Annotated in this window: 11 protein-coding genes; 6 read left to right on the forward strand and 5 right to left on the reverse strand. The window is 67.3% G+C overall.

Translation table 11 applies throughout. The features are described from left to right. The 4 genes from G474_RS0107410 to G474_RS0107425 form a co-directional block, all read right to left on the reverse strand. On the reverse strand, positions 1–1,722 hold a 1,722-nt coding region (locus G474_RS0107410), incomplete at its 3' end, for a type VI secretion system Vgr family protein (RefSeq protein WP_026686420.1). An 84-nt stretch (positions 1,723–1,806) separates the two neighbouring features. After that, positions 1,807–5,580 carry an EAL domain-containing protein gene (locus G474_RS19980; RefSeq protein WP_084513640.1) on the reverse strand — a complete coding sequence of 1,258 codons (3,774 nt, stop codon included), beginning with the start codon at positions 5,578–5,580 and terminating at the stop codon, positions 1,807–1,809. A 5-nt stretch (positions 5,581–5,585) separates the two neighbouring features. After that, positions 5,586–6,011 (reverse strand): response regulator, encoded by a 426-nt coding sequence (locus G474_RS0107420; RefSeq protein WP_026686421.1) that lies wholly within the window; start codon positions 6,009–6,011, stop codon positions 5,586–5,588. Further along, positions 6,008–7,732, reverse strand: a complete 1,725-nt coding sequence (locus G474_RS0107425; RefSeq protein ID WP_026686422.1) for a sensor histidine kinase — start codon at positions 7,730–7,732, stop codon at positions 6,008–6,010. Before G474_RS0107425 ends, G474_RS0107420 begins: the two co-directional genes overlap by 4 nt. Before the next feature lie 194 nt (positions 7,733–7,926). On the opposite strand from G474_RS0107425, the gene G474_RS0107430 reads away from it, so the two are divergent. Further along, positions 7,927–8,562: a response regulator gene (locus tag G474_RS0107430; RefSeq protein WP_026686423.1), complete on the forward strand. Its 636-nt coding sequence runs from the start codon at positions 7,927–7,929 to the stop codon at positions 8,560–8,562. A 4-nt stretch (positions 8,563–8,566) separates the two neighbouring features. Here G474_RS0107430 and G474_RS0107435 read toward each other — a convergent pair whose 3' ends face one another. Then, positions 8,567–8,926, reverse strand: a complete 360-nt coding sequence (locus tag G474_RS0107435) for an Hpt domain-containing protein (protein WP_026686424.1) — start codon at positions 8,924–8,926, stop codon at positions 8,567–8,569. A 208-nt stretch (positions 8,927–9,134) separates the two neighbouring features. Between G474_RS0107435 and G474_RS0107440 the strand changes: the two genes are divergently transcribed. The 5 genes from G474_RS0107440 (at position 9,135) to G474_RS21975 (ending at position 16,288) form a co-directional block, all read left to right on the forward strand. Then, entirely contained in the window at positions 9,135–9,461 is a 327-nt protein-coding gene (locus G474_RS0107440) for a hypothetical protein (protein WP_026686425.1), read from the forward strand. 11 nt (positions 9,462–9,472) lie between these two features. Beyond that, positions 9,473–10,312 carry an HDOD domain-containing protein gene (locus G474_RS0107445; RefSeq protein ID WP_026686426.1) on the forward strand — a complete coding sequence of 280 codons (840 nt, stop codon included), beginning with the start codon at positions 9,473–9,475 and terminating at the stop codon, positions 10,310–10,312. 89 nt (positions 10,313–10,401) lie between these two features. Continuing rightward, the gene (locus tag G474_RS0107450; protein ID WP_156919202.1) at positions 10,402–11,562 is read left to right on the forward strand and encodes a response regulator; all 1,161 of its coding nucleotides are present in this window, start codon (positions 10,402–10,404) and stop codon (positions 11,560–11,562) included. Positions 11,563–11,764: 202 nt separating this feature from the next. Then, on the forward strand, positions 11,765–12,400 hold the full coding sequence (locus G474_RS0107455) for a histidine phosphatase family protein (RefSeq protein WP_026686428.1): 636 nt from the start codon (positions 11,765–11,767) through the stop codon (positions 12,398–12,400). A 9-nt stretch (positions 12,401–12,409) separates the two neighbouring features. Then, entirely contained in the window at positions 12,410–16,288 is a 3,879-nt protein-coding gene (locus tag G474_RS21975; RefSeq protein ID WP_051282057.1) for a hybrid sensor histidine kinase/response regulator, read from the forward strand. The last annotated feature ends 172 nt before the right edge of the window (positions 16,289–16,460 follow it).

Raw genomic sequence — 16,460 nt, forward strand, 5'->3', positions numbered from 1 at the left:
GGTGGTGTCGTCCCAGAGCAGTTCGTTGGCGCCGTTGCCCTTGTACATCTTGCTCTTGAGGGCGGCGAGCTTGCGGTTGCCGGGCAGGTTGCCGGCGTGGCTGGCGGTGGCAGGACGATGGGTGCCGTTATAGACGGTGCCGGTGACGATGGGGCGGTCGATGTCGCCGCCCACGTAGGAGATGATCACCTCGTCGCCGACCCGGGGAATGAAGAGGCCGCCGTATTCGGTGCCGGACCAAGGCTGGACGACGCGGATCCACTGGGAATCCCGGTCCGAGTCGGTGGCCCCGGCGCCCTGGGCGTGGGCATGGTCGGCCTGGCGGGTGAAGGGCATGCGCACCTTGATCCGCCCCAGCTCGTCGGTGTGGATCTCCTCCCCCTCCGGCCCCACCACGATCCCGATTAGCAGGCTCGGTGCCACCGGCTTGGCGTGGGCGGTGCCGGCGAACAGGGGCAGGATGGGAATGCCGACCCGGACGCAGTCGAACTGATTGCGCAGGACCGGGTGTTCCAGATCCTGCAGGGTCTGCTGGTTTTCTGCCCGGGCCAGGGTGGCGAGCAGGGCGTCCAGGCGGGGGTCGAAGGGCTGGGGTAGGGCCGGCCCCTGGCCCAGGGAGGCCTCCAGCTCGGCGGGCAGGTTGTTGCGCACGTAGAGACTGATGCGGATCAGGGCAAAGCGCCTTGCCTCGCTCCCTCCCTGGTCATGGACCGGGTGTTCCAGCAGCTCGAAACAGTGGCCGACACTCAGTTCCCGCTGACTGCCCCGTCCGGTGAAGGTCTTGCCGGCCATCTGGTAGGCCTGCTCGCGCAAGCGCCCGTAGCGGTCGTAGTCGCCGGGGTCGTTGGCGGCGTGGCTGGTGTCGTAGTGGTAGTCCTCCAGGGTGGCGGCCAGGCTGTCCCCGTATTTGCCCTGGACCAAGCTGACCTGGTCCTCCTGGTCCTGGACCTGTACGGGCTTGTAGTCGTAGCTGGCCCGGAAGGTGCTGCCGGGCTGCAGTTCCCGGCTGGCGAACCATTCGCTGATGCCGTCTTCGGTCTCGCTGCCGTCGTTGCGATGGAAGCGGACCTGGGGTGCGGTGGAGTCGGTGAAGGCGGCCTGGGGATCGTCGAACAGCACCAGGGTGATGCGCGGGGCCTGCCCGGGGCGGCCCCCGTCCCCATGGCGGCAGAACCAGGAGATGCCCTCCTGGGCCAGCCAGCGCTGGATGAAGTGGGTGTCGGATTCGTTGTACTGGGTGACCCAGGACTGGGGCGGATGTTTGCCGGTGCAGCGGTCATCCAGCTCGAAGCAGGCTTGCAGGACGGGGTTGGCCTCCTGGTGCTCGCGCAGGATCTGGGCCACGAACTCCCTCACGCTCAGGTCCTGGAACACCCGGCTGTTGTGGCGCAGGGCCAGGACCGCCAGGGGGTCCCGCAGGATCAGCCGGTAGCGGGCGAAGCCGCCGTTGCTGCCCTCCTGCCGGGCTTCGGTGACCAGACCGCAGAGGGCCCGCTCCTGACCGTCATCGGTGCGCAGGGAGAGCTGGGCCGGCACGCCGATGAACTGCTTGAGTTCCAGGTGCGCATCGGCGGCGAGGCAGTCCAGGGCGTAGGCATAGCCTTCGGAGCAGTGCTCCCAGCCCTGGAGTTCAAAGGGCAGGAGGGTGTCATCGGCGAGGCCGGCATCAGCGGCGAAGGACAGCTTGAGCAGCCGGTTGGCCTGGGAGAAGGCGGCAGCCATCGGGACTCCGGGATTTCGGGAAAACCCGGATTGTGCCCTTTCATGACATTTGCTTCAATGACGTTTGAATTTTTCCCGGCGGACTCAGGCGCGGCCCTGTTTCTCTGCAGTCTGGAAGGCCTCCCGGAGGTTTTCCCGCAGCTGGGCGTCGTCCCAGGGTTTGGTGAAGAACTTGTAGATGGCGCCGCGGTTCACCGCCTGGGTGATGGTCTCGATTTCCGAGTAGCCCGAGAGCACGATGCGGATGGTGTCCGGGTACAGCTCCTTGACCCGGGAGAGGAACTCGGTGCCGCTCATTTCCGGCATGCGCTGGTCCGAGACGATCACCTGGACCTGGTGCTGGGCGAGCAGATCGAAGGCTTCCCGGGGGTCGGTGGTGGCGAGGATCTTGTAGCCGTCCGGGCGCAGCAGCCGCTGCAGGGCGCGCAGGATGTTGGGCTCGTCGTCCAGGAGTAGCAGGGTGCGCTGGCCGGCCACCTGTTCGGGGGCCGCGGGCAGGCGCCGGGATTCCCGTATCAGGGCGGCGAATTCCCCGGGCACCAGGGCCCGGCTGAACAGGAAGCCCTGCATGGAGGCGCAGCCCCGCTGGCGCAGGAAGTTCAGCTGGCTCTCGGTTTCCACCCCCTCGGCCAGCACCGTCATGTGCAGGCTTTCGGCCAGGGCGATGGTGGCGTTGGCGATGGCCGCGTTGGTGGGGTTGGAGGAGATGTCGCGCACGAAGGACTGGTCGATCTTGATCTTGTCGAAGGGGAAGCGGGACAGATAGGCCAGGGAGGAGTAACCGGTGCCGAAGTCGTCCAGGGACAGCTTCACCCCCAGCTGGTGCAGCCGGTGGCTGGTGGCAATGGCGTCTTCCGCGTCCTCCAGGAAGGCGCTTTCGGTGAGTTCGATTTCCAGGTAATGGGGGGCCAGGCCGCTCTGCTGCAGGGCCTGCTCCACGACGCTGACCAGGTCCTGGGACTTGAACTGGCGCACCGAGACATTTACGGCCATCACCAGGGGGGACAGTCCCTCATCCTGCCAGGCCTTGTTCTGCCGGCAGGCTTCCGCCAGAGCCCAGGCGCCCATGGGCAGGATCAGGCCGCTCTGTTCGGCCACGGGGATGAATTCGGCCGGGGGAATCCGGCCCAGTTCCGGGCTTTCCCAGCGCATCAGGGCCTCGACCCCGTTGACCCGGCCGCTGCGGATGTCCACCTGGGGCTGGTAGTGGAGGCTGAACTCGCCCTTTTCCAGGGCCCGGCGCATCTGGGTTTCCATGCTCAGGCGCTGGCGCACCTGCTGGGAGAGTTCGGCGGTGTAGAAGCAGAAGGTGTCCCGCCCCTGCTTCTTGGCCTGGTACAGGGCCGTGTCCGCATGCTGGATCAGGTCGTGGGGAGTTTCACCGTCTTCCGGGTAGAGGCTGATGCCCAGGCTGCCGCCCAGGTAGATCTCCCGGCTGTCGGCGAGGGAGAGGGGCTGGTGCAGCATGTCCAGGATGCACTGGCCGACCCGGGCCGCTTCGTCGGGGATTTCCATGTGTTCCAGGATCACCAGGAACTCGTCGCCGCCCAGGCGGGCCAGGGTGTCCCGGCCGCGCAGCCGCTCCTTGAGGCGCTGGGCCACCAGCTGCAGCACCTGGTCCCCCACCGGGTGGCCGAGACTGTCGTTGATGGTCTTGAAGTGATCCAGGTCCAGGTAGATCACCCCCAGGCCGTGCCGGTCCCGCTCCGCCTGTTCGATGGCGTGTTCCAGGCGGGACAGGGCCAGGAGCCGGTTGGGCAGGTGGGTGAGGGGGTCGTAGTGGGTGAGCCGGTCCCGCTCCTGTTCGCTCTGCTTCAGGCGTGACAGGTCGGTCATGACCCCCACGTAATGGCTGGGGTTGCCCTTGCCGTCGCGCACGGTGCTGATGCTGAGGAACTGGGGATAGGTTTCCCCGTTCCTGCGCCGGTTCCAGATTTCCCCCTGCCAGTCCCCGTGGGTCTGCAGGGAGGACCACATCTCCTGGTAGAACTCCGGGGTCTGCAGGTTGGATTTGAGCAGGGAAGGGTTCTGCCCCAGGGCCTCTTCGGCGCTGAAGCCGGTCATGTCGCACCAGGCCTTGTTGACCGAGATGATGGCGGGGCTGAGGTCGGTGACCACCACCCCGTCGTGGGTGCTGGCCAGGACGGCGGCCGCCTGGCGCAGGTTCTGTTCCACCTGCACCCGTTCCACGGCCAGGGCAGCCATCTGGGCGAACTCCTGGAGCCGGGCCTGGATGTCCGGGTCCGGCAGCTGGGGGCTGCGGGCGTAGAAGTTGAGCACCCCCAGGGTCTTGCCCTTGGAGGCCTTGAGGGGCTGGGACCAGACGGCGCGGATGCCCAGATTCTTTTCCAGCTGGGGACAGTTGGCGCAGTCGCTGGCGTTGCGGATGTCTTCCAGGTACAGGGGTTCGGGGCTGGCCAGGGCGTTGACGGTGCAGCCCCGGGCCTCCGGCTCCCCCAGACCCATGATGTGGCGGTAGTCCTCTCCCAGGCTGGGGGCGGCGCCCAGGGTCAGGCAGTGGCGCGTTTCGTCCAGGAGCAGGATGGCGGCGTTCCAGGCCGGGAAGATGGCCTCCAGGTGCTGGATGATCTCTTCCAGCACCCGTTCCAGGGGGGCCCCGTCGAAGATCAGGCTGCGCACCGCCATGCGGGCGTTGCGCACCAGGGTGGCCTCCTTGGCCCGGGTGATGTCGGCCCAGGTGCCCACCACTTCCAGGGGCCGCCCTTCCGTGTCGCGCAGCAGGCGCAGCCGGTCCCGCAGCCAGACGTAGTGGCCGTCCCGATGCAGGAAGCGGTACTCCCGCTGCAGTTCGTCGCTCGCCATGAAATTGGCCTGGGCCGCCAGGGCAGCCTCCCGGTCCAGGGGGTGCAGGTGGGACCACCACCAGTCGGGTCCCAGGGCTTCGTTGACGCTGTAGCCCAGCATCCGGTCGATATTGGGGCTGACCCAGAGGGGGTGCAGTTTTTCCCCGTCCACCCGCAGCTTGAACAGCACCGTGGCACTGGCGGCGAGGATGTGGTTGAGGCGCTCGTTGGCTTCCTGCAGGGCCGCTTTTTCCCGGGCCAGTTCGACCCGGTGCTGGACCTTTTCCAGGGTGGCCGGCAGGGCATGCAGGTAGCCCTCGTGCTTGACCAGGTAATCGTCCACCCCCAGGTGCAGGGCCATGGCCGCGGCCTCTTCGCTGCCCTGGCCGGTGATCAGGATGATGGGCAGGCTGAGGTGGCGTTCCTGGCGCAGGATCTTGGTCAGCTCCAGGGCATCCATGTCGGGCAGCCGGTAGTCCAGCAGCAGTACCTGGTATTCGGGAGTGATAGCCGGACTGGCGGGCAGGCGTTCGAGGATCTGCCGGGCGGTGGACACGGCCTGCAGCTCGATGTGGGGGGCGTGGGTGGCGAGGTGGATGCGGGTCAGCGCCACGTCGTCTTCGTTGGGTTCGGCGTAGAGCACTTCCAGAGGGTGGGCGGCGGGGCTGCGGAACTGGTTGTTGCGCAGCACTTCCCGCAGCAGCCCGGGCAGCTGCTCCAGGTAGTCGCCCCGCTTGATCAGGTAATCCTGGGCGCCGCCCTTGAGGGCGGCGATGGCGGAATCCTGGTCCCCCTGGCCAGTGACCAGCACCACCGGCAGCTTCTGTCCTTCCAGGCGCAGGCCGCTCAGAAGCTCCAGGCCGCTGCCGTCGGGCAGGTACAGGTCGGTGAGCAGCAGGTCGTAGGGAACCTGGTGCAGGGCCGCAGCGAGCCGGGCCCGGGCCGCCTGGAGCGAGCACACCACGTCCAGTTCGATGTCGGGCGCCTGGCGGGCCAGGACCCGGCGGGCCAGATCGGCATCGGCGGCGGAGTCTTCCACATAAAGCACGCGCATGATGCTTACTCGGGTTTGCGGTTGAGGACGCACCAGTAGAGTTCGATGTGCTCGGCCACTTCCATGAAGCGCTCGAAGCTCACGGGTTTGACGATATAGGAATTGACGCCCAGGGCATAGGCGCTGTCCATGTCCCGGTCCTCGGCGGAGGAGGTGAGCACCACCACCGGGATACGGCGGAAACGGGGATGTTCCTTGAGCTGGCGCAGCACTTCCAGGCCGTCCACCTTGGGCAGTTTCAGGTCCAGGAGGATCACCGCCGGCAGGGGCTCGTCGGCCTCCCAGCGGGGCAGGAAATCCAGGGCTTCCTCCCCATCCCGGGCGATCAGGATGGGATTGGAAAGATGCTTGCGCTTGAAGGCCCGCAGGGTCAGGTCCAGGTCTACCGGGTTGTCTTCCACCAGCAGGATGGGTGGGGTGGCTTGGTTCATGACGGCAGCTCCAGATGGAAGGTGGCGCCGGCTCCCGGGGTGCTCTCTGCCCAGACCCGGCCGCCCATGCGCTGCATGGCCTTGTGCACCAGGGCCAGGCCGATGCCGGTGCCGGGAAAGTCCTCGGCCCGGTGCAGGCGCTGGAAAATCCTGAAGATACGGTCATGGTACTTCATGTCGAAGCCGATGCCATGGTCGCGCACCGCCAGCTGAATCTGGCCCTGCTCCTGGCGGGCCTCGATGTGGATCAGGGGGGGCTGGGCGCCGGGACTGAACTTGATGGCGTTTTCCAGCAGGTTGCGCAGCACCAGGGCCAGGCCGTCCCGGTCCACCCGGGCCTCCAGGGGCGGCACCTGGATTTCCACCTGGAGACCGGCCCGGGTCAGGGATTCGGTCTCGGCCTGCACCACCTCATGCACCAGCCGGGGCAGGTCCACTGCCGTGGCCTCCAGGGGACGGCGCTCCATGCGGGAGTAGGCGAGCAGGTCCTCGATCAACTGGTGCATCTGGGCCACGCCCTTGCGGATGTTTTCCAGGAACAGGCGGCCGTCTTCGCCGAGCTGCTGGCCGTAGTCCTCCTGGAGCAGCTGGCTGTAACCATCGATGCCGCGCAGGGGAGCCTTGAGGTCGTGGGAGACCGAATAGGAGAAGGACTCCAGCTCCCGGTTCAAGGCTTCCAGCTCTGCGGTACGCTCTGCCACCCGGTATTCCAGGTTGATGTTGAGCAGGCGCAGCTCCTCCTGGGCTTCCCGGGCCTGGGTCACCTCGCGGGCCACCCCCAGCACCCCCAGCAGCCGGCCCTGGCCGTCCCGTACCGGGGTCTTGATGGTCTCGAACAGGCCCCGGCGCCCATCGGCGGCGAAGGTCAGCCACTCCTCGTTGATGCAGGGCTGGCCGGCAGCCATGGCCTGGCGGTCGTGCTCCCGGAAAAAGTCGGCCAGCTCCGGGGACACGAAGTCGTAATCGGTACTGCCCACGATCCGCGCCTGGGGGGCGCCGAAGAATTGTTCGAACCTGGGGTTGCAGACCAGGTACTTGCCCTCCGGATCCTTCATCCACACCAGGTCGGGAATGGTCTCGATCAGGGTGCGCAGGCGGTTTTCGCTTTCTTCCAGCCGGGCCACGGCTTCCCGGGCGGTGCTGATGTCCTGCAGCACCCCGTAGATGCCCCGCACCTGGCCCGCCTCGTCCCGCTCCAGCCAGGTGCGGTCGTTGACCCAGGCCCAGGGGCCGGCGGCGGTGCGTATCCGGTATTCCTGGGTATAGTCGTCCGGACCCTGGGCCAGGTGATGCGCCACCTCCTGGGTGACCCGCTGCATGTCGTCTGGATGGATCAGGTCGGCAAAATGAATCTGGCCGGAACGCAGCTGCTCCGGGCTGTAACCCCACTGGCTGACCGTCGCATTGACGAAGCGCACCGGCCAGCCCGGGGCGTTGTCCCAGGCGATGGTGACCACCGGCGAGCGGTTGATGATGCGGTTGATCTGGTGCAGGTCCTGCTCCACCAAGGCCCGGGCGGCGAGCACCCGGCGGATGAGGGCGAAGATCAGCAGGGCGGTGGCGGAGACGAAGACCAGCCCCTTCCAGGTCTGCAGCCGGGCGAACTCGGCCGGGTCCTGGACCAGGATGGACAGCAGCCGATCGGAAAAGACGATCCAGAAGATGCTGAAGGCCACATAGACGGCGGCAATGCCGAGGGCCTGGCGGTAGGCGCGGGTCATGGAAGCTCCATAGGGGCTGGGCCAGGGCTCAAGGGGCCCGGGCTCCGCCATTCTAGCCATGTGGAGGGCGTGACGGCAGGCTTGGTAACGTCATCTTTTCCTTTACAATCCGGCAGCGGGAGCGCGGGGCACGAGGTCCTGGCGTCACCCCATCTCTTGCGCCCGGAACTGCCGACCCACTGCCTGCCTGAGCCATGGAAAAAATCACCATCCTGCTTGCCGACGACCAGCTCCTGGTGCGGGCCGGCATCCGTGCCCTGCTGGAAAGTCAGCCCGGCCACCAGGTAGTGGCCGAATGCGAGAACGGCCCGGATGCCGTGGCCGCCATCGGGACCCTGAAGCCCAGTGTGGCGGTGCTGGACATCGCCATGCCCGGCATGTCCGGCATCGAAGTGGCCCAGCGGGTCCGGGGTTTCGATCCCGACATCAAGATCCTGGTGCTCTCCGGCATCGAACGCCAGGAGGTGGTGGAACAGGCCCTGGCCGCCGGGGTCAATGGCTACATGCTCAAGGATTTCGCCCTGGCGGAACTGCAGCTGGCCCTGGAGACGGTGCTGCGCAACGGCCGTTTCCTCTCGCCCCGGCTCCAGGAACGGCTGATCAGCCGCATGCTGGAGGGCGGCGCGGCGGCGGCCGTGAGCCTCACCGCCCGGCAGACGGAAATCCTGCGCCTGGTGGCTTCGGGCCGGTCCACCAAGGAAGTCGCCCGGGAGCTGGACATCAGCCCCAAGACCGTGGAGTTTCACCGGGCCCAGCTGATGGAAAAGCTCGGGGTGCACGACGTGACGGGCTTGACCCGCTACGCCATGCAGAACGGGCTGGTCCACTGAGGCTTTAGTCCGCCGCGTTGACAAACCGGCGCAGTTCCCCGGCCATGGTTTCCATGGCTGTGTGCATGCGGGCGCAGTCCGCGGGCCATTCCTCCACCAGGTTTTCGATCAGGTCGTTTTCTATCTTGCGGGCGATGGAGAGGCATTCCTCGGCGGCGAATACCGCACAGGTGCCGCGGATGTCGTGGGCGATGCGCCGGATGGCGGCCAGGTCCCCGTGCCCCACGGCACTTTCCAGGCGCGCCAGGGTGCTGCCGTAGGTTTCCAGAAACATCTGTGCCAGGCGTCGGGCCACGCTCCGGTTGCCGCCCAGGACTTCCACCAGGGAATCGAGGCCGCAGTTGCGGCTTGTGTCGTTGTTCATGGGCGGGCTCCTGCGAAAGTTGAGGCTAGCCTAGGGCGCAGGCGTTAAGCTGTAAACCAGGGCAAACCCTAGGTCCCGGACCAGGGTTTGCGCCGGGTGACCCCGGGGCCGGAATCCTTCATGCTGCGGCTGTGGCACTGGCAGCGCTCCGGTACCTGCCCTGGCCTGCCGGGGCCGGCCCCATCCACGGATATTGAGGAGACTTGCCATGGCCTTGCGCCAGCGTTACCTACCCCTGTTCGAGTTGCGGGCCGGGATGACCCTGGGACGCCCCATCACCTTGATGGAGCGGGGCGTGGTGGTGCTCAACCTGCCCGCCGGCCATGTGCTCTCCGAGGTCAGCCTGACGCAGCTGCGGGTCAGGCATGCGGAGTTTGCCTGCGTCAGTGAAGAGGATGAGCGTGATGAGACCTTGCGCCGCCAGGAACGGGACCTGCAAGAAGCCCGCCTGGCGGCGATTTTTCGTCAGGCCGACCTGAGCCATCCGGAAACCCGGGCTCTGTACGAAGCCGTGCTGGCCTACCGGACCTGCTGATGGAGCGTGCCATGCAACTCCGGCTCCAGCGCCCCGACATCATCGCCAGCATTGCCCGCCTGCCCGCTTTCCCCGGTGTCATCAGCGACCTGCTGGCGGACCTGGATGACGACAGTTCCAGCATGATGACCCTGGCCCGCCATGTGGAGCGCGACCCGGTGGTCACCGGCCGCATCCTCTCGGTGGCCAACCGCATGCTGCGCCAGGAAGGGCGCACCGAGGTCCGGGACGTGTTTACCGCCGTCTCCCTGATCGGCTTTGCGCGTATCCGCGACATCGTCCTGACCACCTGCATTGCCAGTTTCACCAGCCAGTTCCGGGGCCGCAACTATTACTGGAAACACAGCCTGGCCGTGGGCATCGGCGCCCAGGAGCTGGCCCGCCGGGTGGCGGTGAACCAGGACTACGCCCTGGTGGCCGGCTTGCTGCACGACATCGGCCAGCTCTGGATGGCCTATTTTCACCCCCTGGAGTTCCAGCAGGCCCGCCTGCGCGTGGAAGTGCACGGGGAGCCCGTGTGCCAGGCGGAAGCTGACCTGTTTGGCCTGGACCATTGCGAGGTGGGGCGGCTGGTGGCGGAACACTGGGGCCTGCCGGCCGAGGTCCTGGGCGCCATCTTCTTCCACCATGCGCCCGATCAGCGGGCGGCGGTCAACAAGCTGGTGGCCCTGACCCATCTGGCGGAACTGATCGCCAATGCCCTGGACCTGCCCTACCGGGAAGAGAACCAGGTGGCTTACCTGTCGCCCACGGTTTGCGAGGTCCTGGAGCTGGACTGGTCCGAGGATTTGTCCCCCCTCCTGGGCCAGATCGAGGCCCGTTTCCGTTACGCCGCCACCCTGTTTGGCTAGGCGTATGTTGCCGATGGCATGAATGCCCCATGGCTCCCGGCTCCTGCAGCGGCTATATTGCGCAGGACTCCCTCACTCACCGCATGCCCATGCCAGAAACCACCCCCTTCGCCGCGCCTCCCCCCTCCGGGCCCACGATCCTGGTGGTCGATGACACCCGTGAAAACCTCACCGTGATCGGCGAACTGCTGCAGCCCTTCTACCGGGTGCGGGTTGCCAACTCGGGCCTGCGGGCCCTGCGGGTGGCCCAGAGCGAGCCCCGGCCGGACCTGATCCTGCTCGATGTGATGATGCCCGAGATGGACGGCTATGCCGTGCTCCAGGCCCTGCGCGCCGATCCCGGCACCCGGGACATTCCGGTGATCTTCGTGACCGCCATGGATGGGGATGCCGACGAGGAGCACGGCCTGGCCATGGGGGCGGTGGATTACGTCACCAAGCCGGTACGGCCCGCCATCCTGCTGGCCCGGGTGCGCACCCACCTGGAACTCAAGGAGGCCAGGGACTGGCTCAAGGACCAGAACGGCTACCTGGAAGCCCAGGTGGCCCGCCGTACCCGGGAGAACGAATTGATCAAGGACGTGAGCCTGCACGCCCTGGCCATGCTCACGGAAAAGCGCGACAACGAAACCGGCAACCATCTCTACCGCACCCAGGCCTACGTGGCGGCCCTGATGCGCCGCCTGGAGCGCCATCCCCGCTTCCGCGAGGCCCTGGGGTTCCGCCAGCAGCAGCTGATCGCCAAGGCCGCGCCCCTGCACGACATCGGCAAGGTGGGCATCCCCGACGCCATCCTGCTCAAGCCCGGGCGCCTGACGCCGGAGGAATTCGAGGTCATGAAGACCCATGCCCGGATCGGGGCCGAGGCCATCGAGGAGGCCATCCACAAGGTGGCCGGCGAGGCCCTGGCGGAACTGCTGCCCCAGGGGGAGGAGTCGCCCCTGGCCTTCCTGGAGGTGGCCCGCCAGATCGCCGGAGGGCACCACGAAAAATGGGATGGCAGCGGCTATCCCCTGGGCCTGGCCGGGGACGCCATTCCCCTGCCGGCCAGGCTGATGGCCCTGGCCGATGTCTTCGATGCCCTCACCTGCCGCCGCCACTACAAGGAGCCGTTTCCCCTGGAGACTGCCGTGGATGTGATCCGGGCCGGCCGGGGGCAGCATTTCGATCCGGACATTGTGGACGCCTTCCTGGAAATCCTCGGGGAGTTCCAGGCCATTGTTGCCCGCTATGAGGACGACAGCCGCTGATCCAGAATTCATCCTTAAAACCTCAGTTAAACCACAGAGGCACAGAGACGCCGAGGAAAAACAAAGACTTGTCCTGGAAGGCCTGGTCACTTTCTAGGTGAGCGCAGAAGATAATGCAAGCCATTGTTTTTTTGAATTTCTCTGTGTCTTTGTGTCTCTGTGGTGAGGTTTTTAGGTTCATATCAAGAACAGGGAGGAGACCATGAAAAAAATCATCGCCATGCTGGCGCTATGCTGCTGGGCCGTCGGTGCCGGGGCCCAGAATCCCCCGCCGGGAACCCCGGCCTTCCAGGAAACCCTGGCGACCCGGGCCACCCTGGAGGCCCTGCGCCAGGGGGGATACGTGCTCTACATGCGTCACGGCAACACCGACAACAGCCGCCCGGACCGGGCGCCCCAGGTGGATCTGAACGACTGTTCCACCCAGCGGCCCCTGAACGAGGAGGGGCGGCGGGTCACGGCCGAGGTGGGGCGGGCCATCCGCCAGGCCAGGATTCCCCTGGGGGAAATCTTCGTGAGCCCCCTGTGCCGTGCCAAGGAATCGGCCCAGGCCGCCTTCGGCAAGGATTTCCAGGTCCATGAGCAGCTCATGTACACGGCCAACCTGACCAGCGAGCAGAAGAAACCCATCCTGGCCACCACCCGCAAGCTGTTGTCCGAGCCCGTGCCGGCCGGGGTGAACCGGGTGATCGTGGCCCATGCGCCGAACATGGCCGACCTGATGGGCTTCTTCGTCAAGCCCGAGGGCACGGTGGTGGTGATCCGGCCCCAGGGTAACGGGGAGTTCGAGTACGTGGCCAGCATCCATCCGCGCATGTGGCCGGAACTGCTGCGCTGACGCCCGGCCATGAAGCAGCGCGCCATCTTCCTGTTCATCTTCATCCCGGTGCTGCTCACCGCCGGGGCGGCGGCCCTGGTCAATTTCTGGCAGCTGTTTGCCCTGCAGCATGAGCAGGAAGCCACCAACGTCCAGCAGAGTGAGGACCTGCAGACCGTCAGCGAAGCCACCCGGCTGGGCTTCGAGATGCTCGAAGTGCAGAACTTGGTGAGCCAGACCCTGAAACAGGCCCAGGCCGGCCAGATCGACGAGGCCGGGGTGTATTTCCTGCACGCCCGGGTGGTGGACAAGCTGGCCGAGATGGATGGCCTGATGCAGCACCTGCTCCTGGCCCCGGGGCACGGGCAGGGGGTGGCCGAGGAGTTCCAGGCAGCGGCCCGGGATTTTCAGGAGTACCGCAACTTCATCCTCATGGCCACGGACATCGTGGCCGTGGAGCCGGGCCTGGCGGGGCAGTACGTGGAACAGGCGGTGGCCCATTACATCAAGTTCGCCCGCCATTCCCAGGACATTTCCGCGGTCCTGTCCCAGCGCGCCCAGCAGCGCATAGCCGCCAGCAATGCGGAACTGCAGGCCTATCTGCAGCGGGCGCTGCTGGTGGGGCTGGCCGGCTTCCTGGGGCTGATGCTGTTCTGGCTGTGGGCCGCCGTGGGCCTGAGCCGGCGCCTCAACCTGCTCACCGAGGCCCTGCACCTGCTGGCGGCGGACCAGGCCGAGCAGGCGCGGCTGGAGGATCTGGAAGCCTGGGGCCGGCGGCGCGGCAGCCTGTTCGGCGAACTGGCCCGGGCGGTGCTGGCCTTCCGTGACGCGATTCTGTCCCGGCGCCGGATGCAGGAAGACCTGGAAGCCGAGCGGCAGCAGCTCAAGTCCCTGATCCAGAGCATGCCCGACCTGGTCTGGCTGAAGGATGCGGAAGGCGTGTTCCTGGCCGCCAATCCCCGCTTCGAGCACCTGCTGGGCCGGCCGGAGCCGGACATCCTGGGGCGCACCGACTACGACTTCCTGCCCCGGGAGCAGGCAGACTTTTTCCGGGCCAACGACCGCCGCGCCATGGAAGCCGGCTGCAGCTGCAGCAACGAGGAATGGCTGACCTTCGCCAATGACGGCCATCGGGAGCTGGTGGAGACCATCAAGACCCCGGTGTTCGGCCCCGGCGGTCAGGTCATCGGCGTCCTGGGCGTGGCGCGCAACATCACCCCCCTGCACGAGGCCCAGGAAACCCTGCGGCGGCGGGAGGAAATCTACCACTCCATCGTGAACCAGGCGGCCATCGGCATCGTCCTCATCGACGCCCGCAGCCTGCTGTTTACCGAGTTCAACGACGCAGCCTGCAACCTGATGGGCTACAGCCGCGAGGAATTCGGCCGGGTCAGCCTCTACGAGGTCCAGGGCCAGTGGTCCCGGGACGAGGTGGATGCCCGGGTGCAGCAGATCCTGGCCAAGGGCAGCGCCGCCTTCGAGAACCGGCGCCGGCGCAAGGACGGGGTGATCCGGGATTTCTGGATCACCATCCGGGTGATCCACCTGGATGGCCGGGACATGCTCTCCTCCGTGTGGACCGACATCAGCGAGATCAAGGAAAACGAGCGGGCCCTGCTGCGCTACCAGAACGAGCTGGAGCAGCTGGTGGCCGAGCGCACCGCCCAGCTGGCCGAGGCCAAGGAGGCGGCGGAGGCCGCCAACCAGTCCAAGAGCGCCTTCCTGGCCAACATGAGCCACGAAATCCGCACCCCCATGAACGCCATCATCGGGCTCACCCACCTGATCCGCCGGGACACGGTGACCGAACGTCAGAAGCAGCAGCTGGACAAGGTCACCAGTGCCGCCCACCACCTGCTGGGGATCATCAACGACATCCTCGACTTCTCCAAGATCGAGGCGGGCAAGATGACCCTGGAACGCACCGACTTCCAGGTGGACCAGGTCATCAACAATGTCTGCAACCTGGTGGCCGACAAGGCCGAGGCCAAGGGGCTGGAGGTGGTGGTGGACATCGCCACCCTGCCCCCGGCCCTGCACGGGGACGGCCTGCGTCTTTCCCAGATCCTGCTCAACTTCGCCAGTAACGGGGTGAAGTTCACCGAGCACGGCAGCGTCGTGCTGCGCGGCTGGGTGACCCGGGAAGACGGCCATACCCAGTGGGTCCGCTTCGAGGTCCAGGATACGGGCATCGGCCTCTCCGAAACCCAGCAGGCCCGCCTGTTCCAGGCCTTCGAGCAGGCCGATGCCTCCACCACCCGGCACTACGGCGGCACCGGCCTGGGCCTGGCCATCTCCCGCCGGCTGGCGGAGATGATGGGGGGGCACGTGGGGCTGAAGAGCACCCTGGGCAAGGGCAGCACCTTCTGGATCGAAGCGCCCTTCGGCCGGGTCGCGGATTTCACCCCCCTGGAAGTTCCCGGCAGCCTGCCCAAGGGCCTGCGGGCCCTGGCCGTGGATGACGTGGAAGATGCCCGGGACGCCATGGCCCACACCCTGGCCGCCCTGGGCGCCCGGGTGGATGCCTGCGCCTCGGGCCCGGCGGCCCTGGAAGCCCTGGCGGCCGCCGACCAGCTCGGCGACCCCTACCGTCTGCTGCTGCTCGACTGGATGATGCCCGGCCTGGATGGTCCGGAAACCAGCCGCCGCCTGGAGGCCCTGCCCCTGCGGGTGCGGCCCCTGGAGCTACTGGTCACCGCCTCCCGGGATGTGAGCGAACCGAGCCCGGAAATCGCCCGCTTTGCCGCCTGCCTGGCCAAACCCGTCACTCCGGTGAGCCTGCTCACCGCTCTCAACCGGGCCGTGGGCATCCAGGGCGAAACGGCCAGTCCCGCCGAGGTGGAAGCCCGGCTGGCCCGGCACCGGGGCCAGCAACTGCTGCTGGCCGAGGACAATCCCCTGAACCAGGAAGTAGCCCTGGAGCTGCTGCGGGACCAGGGGCTGGAAGTGGACCTGGCGGAAAACGGCCTGGAGGCCATACGCCTGGCCCAGAACAAGGCCTACGACCTGATCCTCATGGACATGCAAATGCCGCGCATGGACGGTCTCGAGGCCACCCGGCAGATCCGCCTGCTGGAGGCCCATCAGCACACCCCCATCCTGGCCATGACCGCCAACGCCTTCGAGGAGGACCGGGAGCGCTGCCTGGAAGCGGGCATGAACGACCACGTGGCCAAACCCGTGGACCCGGTGGCCCTGTATGCCACCTTGCTGCGCTGGCTGCCGGCCCCCAGCCGCCGTCCCGTGTCCGCCAATCTGGTGCTGTCGGCCGGGGAGTCGGGCAGCAGCGAGGACCAGGCCCTGCGCCAGCAGCTGGCAGCCCTGCCGGAGCTGGACCTGGAAACGGGCCTGCGTACCGTGCGCGGCCGTTGTCCCCGGCTGCTCCATTACCTCAGGCGTTTTGCCGGCGAGCACGCCGCAGACGGCCAGCGGGCCCGGCAGATGTTCACCCAGGGGGATGGGGCCGGGGCCCGGCAGATCGCCCACATCCTGAAGGGGCTGGCCGGGACCCTGGGGCTGGAAGCCGTGCAGCAGGCGGCGGAACAGCTGGACCGGGCCCTGGGCCAGCATCACCCCCGGGAAGAAACCCTGGGGCACCTGGCGCGTCTGGAGGCGGCCCTGGGCCGCTGTTGCCCGGCTATCGACGCCCTGGCCCAGGGCGAGCCGGAGCAGCGTCCGACCCTGGCCTGGCCGCAACTGCGCCTGGCTCTGGAGCACCTGCACGGCTTGTTGCTCACCGACGATCTGCGCAGCCAGGAAGTCTGGGAAGCCCTGCGCCAGGATGCCGGAGCCTGCCTGGGAGAACGGGTCGGGGCCCTGGATCAGCTGATCCAGGATTTTTCCTACGAAGAGGCCCTGGCCCTGCTCGACGAACTGCTGGCCGAGGCGGGGCCGGGGGCTGCCCCGTGAGGGCGCTGCCTCGGTCCGGCGCCGCCCTGCCCGGGCGGCCCATCCCCACTCCCCCGGGCAATGGCCGGGGGCGGGACCCGGGGTATTCCCCAGGTTACGGCGCCCGGCCCGGGCCCGATAATGCCCGCGTCAGCCACCCCGGGCGGGATGGGCCCGGCAGATTTGCCCTTCG

The organism is Azovibrio restrictus DSM 23866 (assembly GCF_000429665.1).
Taxonomy (GTDB): Bacteria; Pseudomonadota; Gammaproteobacteria; order Burkholderiales; family Rhodocyclaceae; genus Azovibrio; species Azovibrio restrictus.

Excerpts from the sequence above, each read along its gene's own strand:
- G474_RS19980 (WP_084513640.1), bottom strand. The coding sequence starts at position 5,580 with ATGCGCGTGCTTTATGTGGAAGACTCCGCCGCCGATGCCGATCTGGCC.
- G474_RS0107420 (WP_026686421.1), bottom strand. The coding sequence starts at position 6,011 with ATGAACCAAGCCACCCCACCCATCCTGCTGGTGGAAGACAACCCGGTA.
- G474_RS0107425 (WP_026686422.1), bottom strand. The coding sequence starts at position 7,732 with ATGACCCGCGCCTACCGCCAGGCCCTCGGCATTGCCGCCGTCTATGTG.
- G474_RS0107430 (WP_026686423.1), top strand. The coding sequence starts at position 7,927 with ATGGAAAAAATCACCATCCTGCTTGCCGACGACCAGCTCCTGGTGCGG.
- G474_RS0107435 (WP_026686424.1), bottom strand. The coding sequence starts at position 8,926 with ATGAACAACGACACAAGCCGCAACTGCGGCCTCGATTCCCTGGTGGAA.
- G474_RS0107440 (WP_026686425.1), top strand. The coding sequence starts at position 9,135 with ATGGCCTTGCGCCAGCGTTACCTACCCCTGTTCGAGTTGCGGGCCGGG.
- G474_RS0107445 (WP_026686426.1), top strand. The coding sequence starts at position 9,473 with ATGCAACTCCGGCTCCAGCGCCCCGACATCATCGCCAGCATTGCCCGC.
- G474_RS0107450 (WP_156919202.1), top strand. The coding sequence starts at position 10,402 with ATGCCAGAAACCACCCCCTTCGCCGCGCCTCCCCCCTCCGGGCCCACG.
- G474_RS0107455 (WP_026686428.1), top strand. The coding sequence starts at position 11,765 with ATGAAAAAAATCATCGCCATGCTGGCGCTATGCTGCTGGGCCGTCGGT.
- G474_RS21975 (WP_051282057.1), top strand. The coding sequence starts at position 12,410 with ATGAAGCAGCGCGCCATCTTCCTGTTCATCTTCATCCCGGTGCTGCTC.